10 protein-coding genes and 1 pseudogene are annotated in these 13,251 nt (G+C 40.5%); 5 read left to right on the forward strand and 6 right to left on the reverse strand.

The features are described 5' to 3' along the window. Nucleotides 1-5: 5 nt before the first annotated feature. Complete coding sequence (locus tag FIS9605_RS0107745; protein WP_026732078.1) at nucleotides 6-1,121, forward strand: hypothetical protein; 1,116 nt, start codon at nucleotides 6-8, stop codon at nucleotides 1,119-1,121. 598 nt (nucleotides 1,122-1,719) lie between these two features. On the opposite strand, the gene FIS9605_RS0107750 is transcribed toward FIS9605_RS0107745, so the two are convergent. Beyond that, a complete protein-coding gene (locus tag FIS9605_RS0107750; RefSeq protein WP_035139710.1) occupies nucleotides 1,720-3,186 on the reverse strand; it encodes an ammonium transporter in 1,467 nt (488 codons plus the stop codon). A 455-nt stretch (nucleotides 3,187-3,641) separates the two neighbouring features. Here FIS9605_RS0107750 and egtC point away from each other — a divergent pair, with 455 nt between their 5' ends. The 3 genes from egtC to egtD all read left to right on the forward strand — a co-directional run bounded on the left by egtC (nucleotide 3,642) and on the right by egtD (nucleotide 6,967). Beyond that, nucleotides 3,642-4,430, forward strand: coding sequence for an ergothioneine biosynthesis protein EgtC (gene egtC, locus FIS9605_RS0107755; protein ID WP_026732080.1), 789 nt, complete (start codon nucleotides 3,642-3,644; stop codon nucleotides 4,428-4,430). Further along, the gene (gene egtB / locus FIS9605_RS0107760; RefSeq protein ID WP_026732081.1) at nucleotides 4,405-5,721 is read left to right on the forward strand and encodes an ergothioneine biosynthesis protein EgtB; all 1,317 of its coding nucleotides are present in this window, start codon (nucleotides 4,405-4,407) and stop codon (nucleotides 5,719-5,721) included. The genes egtC and egtB overlap by 26 nt, the downstream gene beginning before the upstream one ends. A 223-nt stretch (nucleotides 5,722-5,944) precedes the next feature. Next, complete coding sequence (gene egtD, locus FIS9605_RS0107765; RefSeq protein ID WP_026732082.1) at nucleotides 5,945-6,967, forward strand: L-histidine N(alpha)-methyltransferase; 1,023 nt, start codon at nucleotides 5,945-5,947, stop codon at nucleotides 6,965-6,967. Between the two features lie 120 nt (nucleotides 6,968-7,087). Here egtD and FIS9605_RS46415 read toward each other — a convergent pair. The 4 genes and pseudogenes from FIS9605_RS46415 to FIS9605_RS0107785 all read right to left on the reverse strand — a co-directional run. Continuing rightward, nucleotides 7,088-7,409: pseudogene (locus tag FIS9605_RS46415) on the reverse strand (amino acid transporter); the annotation flags it as partial. Between the two features lie 914 nt (nucleotides 7,410-8,323). Beyond that, on the reverse strand, nucleotides 8,324-9,064 hold the full coding sequence (locus FIS9605_RS0107775; RefSeq protein WP_026732083.1) for an MHYT domain-containing protein: 741 nt from the start codon (nucleotides 9,062-9,064) through the stop codon (nucleotides 8,324-8,326). A 623-nt stretch (nucleotides 9,065-9,687) separates the two neighbouring features. Then, on the reverse strand, nucleotides 9,688-10,623 hold the full coding sequence (locus FIS9605_RS0107780) for an alpha/beta fold hydrolase (protein ID WP_026732084.1): 936 nt from the start codon (nucleotides 10,621-10,623) through the stop codon (nucleotides 9,688-9,690). Between the two features lie 20 nt (nucleotides 10,624-10,643). Next, complete coding sequence (locus FIS9605_RS0107785; protein WP_026732085.1) at nucleotides 10,644-11,150, reverse strand: DUF4112 domain-containing protein; 507 nt, start codon at nucleotides 11,148-11,150, stop codon at nucleotides 10,644-10,646. A gap of 182 nt (nucleotides 11,151-11,332) precedes the next feature. Between FIS9605_RS0107785 and FIS9605_RS36545 the strand changes: the two genes are divergently transcribed. Further along, nucleotides 11,333-11,836, forward strand: a complete 504-nt coding sequence (locus FIS9605_RS36545; protein WP_051469952.1) for a hypothetical protein — start codon at nucleotides 11,333-11,335, stop codon at nucleotides 11,834-11,836. A gap of 80 nt (nucleotides 11,837-11,916) precedes the next feature. Here the strand turns inward: FIS9605_RS36545 and thrC are convergent, their stop codons facing one another. Next, nucleotides 11,917-13,008: a threonine synthase gene (gene thrC, locus FIS9605_RS0107795; protein WP_026732086.1), complete on the reverse strand. Its 1,092-nt coding sequence runs from the start codon at nucleotides 13,006-13,008 to the stop codon at nucleotides 11,917-11,919. Nucleotides 13,009-13,251: the final 243 nt, after the last annotated feature.

Here is a 13,251-nt window from a genome sequence, read left to right on the forward strand (position 1 = left end):
TAGCTATGCTTGACGAGCAAGATAAAGAAGATATTTATAACTACATTAAAAGTATTATTACAGAATTAGATGAAAAAGTAGATAGACCAAATGTAGTTATTGAAGAAGTTTTATCTTGGACTTCTTTTCATAAATATCTCACCAAAAATGTTTTTGAATTAATTATCGAATCATCTACATCTTTTATTCCTAGCGGCAAGGAAAGCGAAATAATTGCCAATTTAATTCAAAGTAGATTGATTCAAGATTGGGAATTTCAAGAAGCATCAGTTCATTTAAGGCAGATTCAAAATGAAATTTTGAAGAGTACACAAAGCAAAACTTTGCTGGAGTTGTACCAGAGAATCTTACAAGAAGACTATGTACCTCTTAATGATAGTCAAGAACAACAAGAACTACTGGCATCAGGTTTGGTAAGTATAGAATCAGGAAAGTTGCGAGTTGCTAACCGCATCTACAAGCAAGTTTTTAATCAAAATTGGATTGATAAAAATCTGTATAAAACTCAAGAAGGCTTTATTGATGCCAATAATGTTGCCAAGGCAGCCCCAGAAAATAATACACCAGAAGGTTCAGAAGATAATGAAAGAAGACCTTCAGAAGTTGCACGAGTGTTCGCATACTTATTCATAGTCATACTGGCTGTCAGTTTTATAAGTTTATTAGTGTTTTTGATTTTGAAATCATCACAATCTTCATCATCATCTAAGTTTGCTCGCAGTGTCAGCGAATGTCAAAAATTTTCTTACGAACTTGATGAAGCTCTTAAACAACCTCCAAATAGACTCAAAGTGATTACAAAAGGTCTATCCTGGAAAAAAGAACAGGGAATTAGTTTAAATGAGCAATGCGAAGATTTTAGGAAAAATGTAGAAAAATCGGGTATTGTTCCGTCTGATATAGAAAATAAATTTAATCAAGTTCTACGCCAAGAAGCACAAACAAAAATTGATACAAATCAATTAGAAGAAGCTGTAGATATATTGTGTAAGATTAGCGATGAATATGAATATATCGAAGATATAAAAAGTATATTTCAACGGTGGGAATCAACCAGAGGAAATAAAATACAAAACAAAATCAACCAACTAAAATCTTCTTGCCCTGCTGCCCAATACTAAGAGGATGTCTAAAAAGTACGTGAAGGGTATATTTTGTCATTCTGTAGACGCTTCTGCGGCTTAAGGCAGGGTGCGGAATGCAGTGGAGCGTAGACGCGCAGCGGCTCAAGGCAGAGTAGAATCTCGATTTGGCGTTAAGTTGTGAGATGCTTCACTACGCTGGCGCTCCGTACCCTACGGGAAGGCTACGCCTACAGCATGACATTTTACACTTCTCAGACATCCTCTAAGGATTTAGAGGTCATTTATAAAGTAAATATTAAGTAGCGCGGCGGTGCGTTACGCGCTGCTTTAACGCAACGCCAGGTGCTACAACGGAACGGCAGGTGCTACCCTGCGGGAAGCCGCGCTGCGCGCGTCTACAAGTCGGCGAAGCCGCCCTGCGGGCGTCTACGGGAACCTCCGCAACGCACTGGCTCCCCTACAATTTAAGGTTTACTAGGGAACTCCAAAAAATAAATCATCCAATGGGAGCATCCCACACAACTTCTTACTCCTTGTCCTCTTTGTCTTCCAAGTTTTGCGAACGATTGAATATTTTTTTATTTGAAAGTCCTCTAATGGAATGCACCTTGTTTCTTGTCCCCTTTGTAGCGATCTACAGTTTGTAAAAAAATCCATCGCTACCTACTTTCTCTTCCTTGGATGATACTCTGATTCCTTTTCTTGCTAATTTAGTTATCTTTTCCCACCAATTCCCTTTCAGCATGATAGACTGATTTTGTTTCATTGAATGTTCCCAACCATATAGAAATAAACCAACACTAATCCAAACTATTAGACTTGTAATCAATGTAACGCCGCAAACAATTAACCAACCTAGAAGTTGGTAGCCTGTCTGGATAAAAGGATTATTATGAAAGAAAGGCTGGGTGTTATATACAAGAGATTCTGGTTGACTAAAAAGACCTACAGCAATAGTTCCCCAACCACCACAGAAAAGGTGAACAGGAATCGCACCTGCTGGATCGTCAATTTTCAGCTTTTCTAAAACTTTTCCCCCTAGAATAACCACGAACCCACTGATAAAACCGATGAAAGCTCCTCTTGTCATATCTACATAAGCAGAAGAGGCTGTAATTCCTACCAAACCTCCTAAAATCCCATTGATGATTGAGGATAAGCTAGGTTTACCAACAATAGCTGGACTACAGATAATAGCCATAGTCCCACCTGTCGCGCCTGCAATTGTAGTTGTGGCAATGATGTGGGGTACGTATTCTAAATTAGTTGTTGAACCACCATTAAAGCCTAGCCATCCTAACCACAAAATTAGGCAACCAAGAGTTGCATAACCAAGGTTACTAGGACGAGTGAAAGCTTCTTCTGAAATATTTGTTGGAGGTTCTTGTTCAGAAAGTTGATTTAGTTCGATATCTGGGCGAGGATCGTAGTTAAAGCGGCCCCATCGCGGCTTCAGTAGCCAAGCTCCCACCAACGCAGCCGTTCCACCCACAGTATGAACAACTGTCGAACCGGCAAAGTCTCTAAATAGCAGAGCTTGTTTAAGCCAACCATAGTGTGACCAAATCCAATGGCCGCTTAAAGGATACAAAATTCCTACAAGGAAAAAGCTGAAAAGAAAAAATGCCCAGAATTTTACACGTTCAACAACTGCCCCAGATACAATTGTGGCAGCAGTTCCAGCGAAAACTAATTGAAAGAAAAATAGAGATGCAAAGGAGTGATTTGCCCAATCTGCTTGTAAGCAAGTAAATCCATTCGGAAAAGCCAAATCATTAGAATGTTGCGGAAACGGTAATTGAAAGGCAAAACCTATTCGACCGAAGAAACTCAAAAATTTCTGCTCTACTTCTCCCGAACAGTTATAGTATCCATCTCCTAACATAAATCCAAAACCAAAGAGCCAGAAAGCTAATGTCGCCACACAAAAAACAACGAGATTTTTGGCTAAGACATTGGTAGCGTTGTTGTATCTACAGAAGCCAGTTTCTAAAAGGGCAAAGCCAGCATTCATAAAAAAGACTAAAGCGCCTGCAATCAACAGCCAGATGGAACTTAATTCTTGTTTTGTGTTGGGAACTTGCGCTATTGCAGCTTCCACCCAAACCAGCACTATAATAGTGGCTAAAAGTAGATTGATGTAGAAATATCTTGAGATTCGGTTTTTTTTGAAATTGAATCCTATAAATTTCCTTGTAGGCATTGATTTTAGCAGGATTGATGGAAATTTGGTTGTTTTAAACAATATTTCACACCGCAGATATGTTTGCAACTGATGTTTATTTTTATTGCGTCTAACAAATACCACGAAAGTGACGAGAAAATTTATTGAGCTGACTTACATCCAAATCTTTATTGAAGAAGGGTTTAGGCTAACTGTGGCTTGAGGCTATTCAAGTTGGAAATTATACACAAATAAAGTTAGTAAGGTTAACTTGTGTTTAGCTTAAAAAAGCAATTAAGCGATCGCGACAGCAGAGAAATTCATATAATTTTCAGGGAATTCTCACCTTCAAAGCTTAATCTCTACAATTATTGGGAGTCCATTCCTGAAAAATGTGTCGTTTATTAGCTTACCTCGGTTCACCAGTTTCTCTAGAACCTCTGTTGTACGAACCAGAACACTCGCTGGTAGTCCAAAGCTATCAACCCCGCGAAATGCTGTCTGGGGTTGTTAACGCTGATGGCTTTGGTGTAGGTTGGTATCATGTTCAAAAAGATACCAAACCTTTTATTTACAAAAACACGTTTCCGATTTGGAATGATATCAATTTATCTAGTCTCAGCCGCTATGTGGAGTCTGGGTGTGTGCTTTCCTACGTTCGCAGTGCTACACCGGGACAGGCGCTGGATTTTAGTAACTGCCAGCCATTTCAATATCAACGTCTGTTATTCACTCACAATGGTCGCATTGACAAATTTCGGCAGACACTATACCTACCAATTCGCAAACTTCTAAGTGATGAAATTTATCGGTGGGTTAGTGGAAGCACTGATTCAGAACATATTTTTGCTTTGCTGTTGTCTCAGTTGCAAACAAACCCAGGCAAAACTCTGGAGCAGGCTTTACACACAATATTGCTAAAACTGGTAGATATGGCGCAAAGTTACCAAACCTACATATCCGCCAACGTAGTGATCGGCGATGGCGATCGCCTCATCGCTTCTCGCTTTAGCAGCACTTCACCTGCTCCTTCTCTTTACTGGACAGCTAACGATCCAACTTTCCCCAATGCCGTCATTATTGCCTCAGAACCTCTGTTTGCAGGTAATTGGACTCCTTGCCCAGAAAACAGCATTATCAGTGTGGGAGCTGACTGTGATATTAGAATTGAGCAAATCTAGTTTCAAACAGGCAATTTCTCGCGCCTTTATTCAATGTCGTACTAAAACTCTCGCCTTGTTTGAGGGCATAGATGAAGCTACCTTTTGCCGTCAAGCTCATCCTGACTTTAGTCCTGTTGGTTGGCACTTGGGGCATATTGCTTACACTGAGTCTTTGTGGCTACTAGAGCATAATGCAGGCTTACCCTGTATGTTTCCCCAATACCGCAAGCTATTCGCGGCTAATGGTTTGCCTAAATGCGATCGCGTCAAATTACCCAAACCAAAAGAAATTCGTTATTACCTAGACACAGTCAGAGAAAAAGTGCTGAATTATTTAGAAGTAGCTGATTTAGAAACACAAGAACCTCTTTGGCGCTTTTTAATTCAGCACGAAAGCCAGCACAGCGAGATTATTACCTTTGTGTTGGAATTAGTCAAAAGTCAAGAGTCAAGAGTCAAGAGTTGTACAGACGTGCCATGGCACGTCTGTACAGAGTCAAAAGTCAAGAGTCAAAAGTCAAGAGTCAAAAGTCAAGAGTCAAATTTAGTTACTTTGGACTCTGCGAAGCAGGTAGAGATGATCCAAATCCCTGCTGATGAATTTGAGATGGGTAATAACTCGGCAGATGCCTTAGATAACGAGCGCCCAGCCCATTGCGTATATCTGGATGCTTACCATATTGACCGTTACCCTGTGACTTGTGGGCAATATCGAACATTTATGACAGCAGGGGGTTATGAAAATTCGCAGTGGTGGTCAGCAGCAGGTTGGGAATGGCTGCAAACAGAAAAAGTGACCCAACCCCTCTACTGGCGTGATGAGCCAGCCTGGGATAATCACCCAGTTTGCGGTGTTAGTTGGTATGAAGCAGAAGCCTATGCTCGGTTTGTAGGAAAACGCTTACCTACAGAAGCCGAGTGGGAGAAAGCAGCGAGTTGGGATGCAAAAGTTAATCGTTGCCGCATCTATCCTTGGGGAGATGAAGAACCAACACCCAAATATTGCAACTACGATACCAACATGGGCAAGACAGCAGCAGTAGATACTTACCCTGCTGGACAAAGCGCCTATGGTTTGTACGATACTTTAGGCAATGTCTGGGAGTGGACAGCTACCTGGTTTGATAGCTATGAAGGCTTTCAGTATTACCCTTACATTGGGTACTCGCAGGTTTATTTTGACCATCAACATCGTGTTTTAAAAGGTGGTAGTTGGGCAACTCGTCCTTGGGCGCTACGATGTAGTTTTCGCAATTGGTATCATCCTGGTGTGCGCCAGATTTTAGCGGGGTTTCGTTGTGTTCGATAGGAAATGGTTAGTAGTTAGTGGTTAGTGGTTAGTTGTGTTACCACTAACCACTAACCACTAACAAGTCTCTGCCAAATTAATCAAAAAATCCAAACAGACAGGTATAGCCCACAATTAATCTAGCTTAAGCGTGATGCTATGGGGCATCGCTTTGTGTTTCACTAGCTGAGGTTTGGGGTTCGCAGTAGAAAGCGTTCCATCAGACCAAGTCAATGGAGGAGTAATGACAGTATCTAAACCTGCCAATAGCAGTGTTAGTTCCGAACACCGCTTGCAAATAAAGCGTTTGCTAGAACCAACTTCGGTTATTTCTTCAAGCACTGGAGGCGATGTGGTGAAGGGACTAACTCAGATGCCTAAAACTCTGCCGCCACGTTACTTCTACGATGACCGTGGTTCTGAGTTATTTGAGCAAATCTGTGGGTTGCCAGAGTATTATCTCACGCGTACAGAGACAGCAATTTTACAAAAGTGTGCTAGTGAAATTGCCCAAATAACAGGTGCTAGTGAAATTGTTGAGCTGGGTAGTGGCAGTTCAACCAAAACCCGGATTTTGCTGGATGCCTACCAACAGCAAGGCTTACCTCTGCATTATTTACCGATTGACGTGAGTGCAGGCATACTCGAAAGTAGCGCGCTTTCACTACTAGCAGATTATCCCTCATTGCAAGTTTATGCTCTAGCAGGAACCTACGAATTAGCTCTTTCTCAAATTGAACCCAGCGAATTACCCAGCCGGATGATTTGTTTTATCGGTAGCACTTTGGGTAATTTAAATTCGCAAGAGTGTGATTTGTTCTTATCCCAGGTTATAACTGCTTTGCAAGTGGGAGAGTATTTCTTATTAGGGGTAGACTTGCAAAAGCCAAAACATATTTTGGAAGCTGCTTATAGCGATCGCCAAGGTGTGACAGCAGCGTTTAACCTGAATATGTTAGAGCATCTCAATTGGCGATTTGATGGCAATTTTGACACCACCCAATTTGAACACTGGGCATTTTACAATGAAACTGAACATCAAATTGAGATGCACTTAAAAAGCAAGTGTAAGCAAAGCGTAGAATTAGGATCTCTCAAACTTAATGTTCATTTTGAACCAGATGAAACCATCCATACCGAAATTTCCCGGAAATTCAACCTTAATACCATCCAGCAAGAACTGAAAGCCAAGGGTTTAGTACCACAAAAAATGTGGACTGACGAAAATCAATGGTTCGGTTTGTTACTGTGTAAATTACAAGCATAGTAGGGGATTGGGGATTGGGGATTAGGAGAATTATGAGTGATGAATGCTGAATGCTGAAAATTTCATAATTCATAATTCATAATTCATAATTCATAATTTTTATGCCCCAGCCCCTTTCCCTTAACCTCCAACATGAATAGCGGGATGCCGTTCAGGGTTCCTATCAGCCTTACGCAAGACTTCACGGGTAACTACAGCAATATCCCCTTCACCAAATAGGATAAAGCGCAGCAAATATTGGATTGGATTGCCCTCTCTCTGCCCAGCCGAAGTAGGCATGGGGCAATTTCTTGTTTTGATGTCGGATATATAAAAGGATAGCTGCGATCGCATTCGGTACGGCAGCATCTTGAACTCGCAGAATCCGATACTCACCCACCTGTACTCGTTTCACCCGGATAATATTTGCGAATTCTGAGGCATCAGATACCTGAATTTCTAAGACTCGCTAGCAATTATTGAGTCTTAGGCGATCGCGTTGTTGCAATTTTGGCAATTTGGGGTGAAATGTTCATTCTTTGTTATGAATAAAGTTCACAACAAAAAATAAAAATTTCATACTTACTTATAGTCAGCATCCAGAGTTAAGAGTCAAGTATTCATCTGGATTTTGGACTGTTAACTCTTGACTAACCTAATGAAAAAAATTGCTAGATAGACATATATCAGTTTACAACTGACTAAGTAATGATGGGTATCACCCATCATACTTTTAGCTACAAATTAAAAATATAAAACTTATTTTTCCACTGTGTTTCGTTAATTACGACATTTTATTTTGGTTATACTATGGCTCAATCTTGCTAATGTAATTAGAGCATTTTGGCTAGCAAAATTAGTATTTTACTGCTATGCTTTCACGTTTTTTTTGATTTTTTGCTGATGAAAAAACTTGCCAAAATGGCAACCTAACCCTGATTTATTCAGTTAAATTACAGAAAGATAAACGACTTCAAGGGTGTTGTTATCAGGGTGTATCACAATCAAAAATATTTTTGTGGTACACTCTCTACCCAACCATTTACAGATGAGTAGAAAGCACATGTAAACATGATACACAAATTATTTTTCTATTCAATAAATATTAATAATTAGATTTGACATTTGCCTCAACAGGAATATCCGATGCGTATTGGCGCTGTTCCACACCTTAACCCCCTAAACAAATGGCAGCGTCTGTATATGTTCCTGTTCGCTCCAGTGGTAAATGTCAGAGTGGGAGTAACAAGCGATTGGTATGCTGACTCCCACTCTTATTTTTGAGAGTGAGCTACTTAATTCAGTTACCTCACCATCCCTGACTTTTCAAGGTATTTATTATTGTGTCAAATTGATATCACTAATCACGAAAATTACTCAACGTGCCTTACTTAGCGTGACTGTAACAATCAGTGAAACTATAATCAACATAAACCCGCAATAAAATGCTAGACCATACAAAGCATATTCATTTAATAGTAGTGGAGAATTGTTACTAACTGTAGAGTCAGGAATAAAATTTGTAGCTGCCATCCCAGTATAATGCATCAACGAAATTGTTATCCCCATTAATATTGCTGTAAAGGTTTTCCTTTGTCTTCTGAACTTGATATAGCGTGAAGAGCCAAAATTAACAAAATATCCCAGCGATATATAGGATGCTACAAAAGCAATAATAATAGATAATGTAAAAAGTAAATAATCATAGGTAATTCTTGCAGACATCATCATTGCTGCCATTCCCGTGTAATGCATAATTGAAATGCTTATCGCCATGATCAAGGCGCTTATTAACAAACTTTGCCTAGAAGGTTTATTTGTAGTTTTGGGAATGAGCATATAAAATGCAGCACTCGCTCCAATTACTGCTGGAAAAATTGATAAAACTGTGATTAAAATGTCATAATTGACCTGCACTTCTGTTTTGAGAGCCTTCATACCTATAAAGTGCATCGTCCAGATACCGACTCCCATCAATACGCCCGCAGTTACTGCCGTAAATCTACTTTCATTTTCTTTCTGGGTAAACAAAGGCAAAATACCCAGTACGGCATAAGAACCAATCACTGCTATAAGCACTGAAAGTGCAACAAAGCTAAGATCGTAAGATATTTGCATAAAATTATATCGGTAAAAAACTTTTTTATATATTACTTGTATTATTGCTAGTAGCTAATTTGTATAAATTGCAAGGATAATAATTACAATCCTGATGATTTCTCTAAATCATGCTGTCATCTTGTTACTAAGCATATCTAATTTGTACTGTGATAAAAAGATTTTTGTTTATTAATGCTCATTGATATTTTTTTACATTTCTAAACGCCCCGATCATAATCGCATGGCGTCAAATCGAAAGTCATCAGGCACATTAACCAAATTAAATTGATTTTTCCGCTACTAAAGTTCTTAAAAGAAGTCGCCAATAATTGTTATTTTAATCACATTAAAAATAAGTGTATCTTGAAATACACCTATATTGGTGTATATTAAATATATATATTTGATACATATCTTTTTTTAACTATTTATTCAATCTTCTGAAAAGAAGTTACTTTTTTATCATGTTGAATACTGGTAGCAAAAATATTATATGTATCGTATTGCTAGGACTGAGCCAGCACCATGCAGAGATTTCCTGCTTTGTAGATGCCCTGCGGATAACTTCCCGCAGGGAACAGGGAGTGTGTAAGTGCCATCTAGACTTTTTTAGTCTGAAGAGCTATTTTTCGCACACAAATCTAACAAAAATCCGTATCTTGCAGAAATTTGAGAATAGCTGTACTCAAGACTTTTGAAGCACCAGTTGAAGCATCATGACAACAGTTTGGCAAAATTTGCAACCTGGAATTAGGAAGACGTTGATGCAACTTTTTACCATGACTAGCAGGAAACCAACTATCTTGTTCGCCCCACAAAACGAGTGTAGGACAATCAATGCTATCGAGTTTGCTTTGAATCTTGCTGAGCAAATTTGGTTTATTTGCTTTAAAATTCTCAATTTCCCGTACCGCTATTTGCACCTCTTCAGCAACTTTGGTGAGAGTACCAGTGAATTCAATATACGGGTATGTTATCCAGTAAACATCTTCTTGTGTCAGAACTGATGGATCGAACAGTACCTTGCGCCGTTCGATTGCTATAACTTCTCTTACAAATGGTGCTAGCAGATTTGCTAAACGTAAAGAATCAATTGTTTGCACCACTTCTAGCGGAGTTTGGGCAAGCAATGACATTCCCCAATGAGGAAGCTGCTCAGCAAAAATTGGTACATTTACTACTACTAACCGCGCTATTAGCTGCGGATTTTCTTGAGCCGAAGCAAGGGCAACTAATCCACCCAATGATTCTGCCACAATTGTAACAGGTTCATCACTTAGCGACTGAATAATTCGCTCTAATTCGATGACTTGATGACCGTTTTGTTCTCGACGAGACAAAGGTTTCTCGGAAAAACCGTAACCTTTAGCATCAAAACAAATTACCCGAAAGTATTTAGATAAAGGCTGGATGATATGTCGCCAATTATAACTCCAGCTACCCATACCATGTAATAAAACTATAGATCTACCACTACCTATTTCCCCATAAGCAATTTGTACGGGATATCCATGAGCATCAGTAATTGTCAGACTTTGCCGCCCTTTAGGAAAAGTAACTTGCCACCAATCTTTCATTCGTTTTGTAAATCATTCATCTAACTGCCAGTTAAAGCTCCCCACAGCAGTCTAATTATTATCACAGGCAATGCTACTAAGACAACGGCGACAAGTAATAATCCAATCAAAACTGCAAATACAAACCATCCGTCTGCGCTTTGCTTTTGTCCTGGAAACCTTAAGTATTCTTCTAGCAATCTGATATTATGCTCGTTCGCCATCCAGGCAATATCAAAAAAGTCTCCTAGCATTGGTATGGCACCAACCAAACCATCGATGATGATATTAATCACCATTTTGCCCAAGGTGGCTGCTGGTACACCCAAGCGTGCTGCTTCTAGAACTATGTAGGCAGAAAGCATAACACCCAAGAAATCACCTCCAATAGGTATAAATCCGATAATTGGATCTAGACCAATACCAAGGCGCGTTCCAGGAATCACAATAGCTCGATCTAGCAGGCGGCTAAGCTGGCGCAGTCGCCTCAAAGTAGGTGCTTTAGCTTCTGGTTCAATGGTGGAAAAGCGAAGAGGTGGCTCACTCATGCAGGCGATCGCATTTCTATAATGAAATCGTAAATATTCTACTCCCATGTTGGAAGTTTTCAAGAATATTTTTGGTATAAGTAACAATATTTACAAAAATAGTGTTGTTGGTTGTTGGTTGTTGGTTGGTGATTGTTCCAAACAACAACTAACTAACAACCATCACCCATTACCCATTACATATGAGTCAAGAACTAACGCAGCAATGGTTAAATGAAATTCAAACGCTGAAACAACAGCTGGCACAGTTGCAAAAAGAACGTGATGCGGCTTGGGAAAGTGCGGAAAAATGGCGTAAACTCTACAACACTGAAGCAGAACAGCGCCGAACTGATGCTCAGCTATCGAAACAGGCGATCGCTTCTTTAAAAACCCAAATCCAGCGCCTGCAAGGTATTGAAGAAGCCCAACTTCATGACGCCACAGTGACAGTGGCGATTCAACAAGAATTAGCGCCAATCAAATCTGTGGAAGATTTAAAAACCAAACTTATTACTGTCATCAAAGAACGCGATCGCTTACAACATGCACTGAAAACTGAACAAGACAACCACGCCCAAACCCGTAAAAGCCTCACTACCGCTTTGGGTGATGCGATTGATAGCTTAGCACAGCAACGAGGCAAAGAAGAGGAGGGGGAGAGGGGGGAAATAAGAGTGGAAAAAAGAGACAGAACAACAATTTAGTATATCTTTCATTCTCCCACTCCTCCACTCCTCCACTCCCCCACTCTCCCACTCCCCCACTCCTCCACTCCTCCACTCTTTTAAAACCCCATCGCCCCAGCTACAGCTTTAATTTCTGGTTCTATACCTTGTTTAAATTGACTTTCACTGTGTTTAATGGCAGTATCTGGATCTTTCAAACCGTTGCCAGTGAGGACGCAAACTACTGTCGCACCTGTAGGAACTTGGTCTTTCACTTGCAACAGACCTGCTACCGAAGCAGCACTGGCAGGTTCGCAAAAAATACCTTCTTCTCGTGCTAACAATCGATAGGCTTCCAAAATTTCTGCATCGGTGACGGCTTGGAAATTCCCCGTACTCGCTGATTTGACAGCAACAGCTTTTTCCCAACTGGCGGGATTACCAATTCTGATCGCTGTGGCGATAGTTTCTGGATGCGGTACTGGTTTACCTGTAACTAAGGGTGCTGCACCAGCAGCTTGAAAACCCATCATTCGCGGTAAGCGATCGCATTTTCCGGCTTGATGATATTGACAAAACCCCATCCAATATGCTGTGATATTACCCGCATTACCCACCGGTATACACAACCAGTCGGGAGCATTGCCCAGAACATCGACAATTTCAAACGCAGCGGTTTTCTGACCTTCTAAACGGTAGGGATTAACTGAATTCACCAAAGTCACAGGATAAGCTTCTGCCATTTCGCGCACAATTTCTAGGGCGCGGTCAAAATTACCTTTAATTGCCAGCACCTCTGCACCATACAGCAGTGCTTGCGCCAATTTACCTAGCGCCACATAGCCATCAGGAATTAATACAAAAGCACGCATTCCCCCACGTCTAGCATAAGCCGCTGCTGCTGCTGAGGTGTTGCCCGTGCTGGCACAAATTACCGCCTTAGCCCCAGCCTCCTTGGCTTTGGAAATTGCCATTGTCATTCCTCGGTCTTTGAAGCTACCAGTAGGGTTAAGACCGTCGTATTTGACAAAGACACGTACTTGTCTGCCAATGCGTTGTGCGATCGCATCAGCTGGGATGAGAGGAGTATTACCTTCCAATAAGGTGACAATCGGCGTTGTTTCGCTGACAGGCAAGTATTCGCGATATTGCTCTATGAGTCCGGGCCAGGGTTGGCGATGAGATGTAATTGCAGACAGGCTTAATGTCACTTTTCTGGGCTTATTTTAATGTTGTTGGGTGTTGGTTGTTGGGTGTTGAAAACTAAACAGTAAAATCCAAATAACAAATAACCACCAACAAACAACAATAGCAGTAAAATCCAAACAACAAATAACCACCAACAAACAACAAATTCTTAGAATGTCAGTCTAGCGTTTTAGCTGTATCTCTGGGAAGCTTTGCGCCACATTTTTTGACACTTCCTCGACTATGAGTAATTTTCATGAAACCCG

This window comes from Fischerella sp. PCC 9605, assembly GCF_000517105.1.
In the GTDB taxonomy this organism is placed as follows: domain Bacteria; phylum Cyanobacteriota; class Cyanobacteriia; order Cyanobacteriales; family Nostocaceae; genus PCC9605.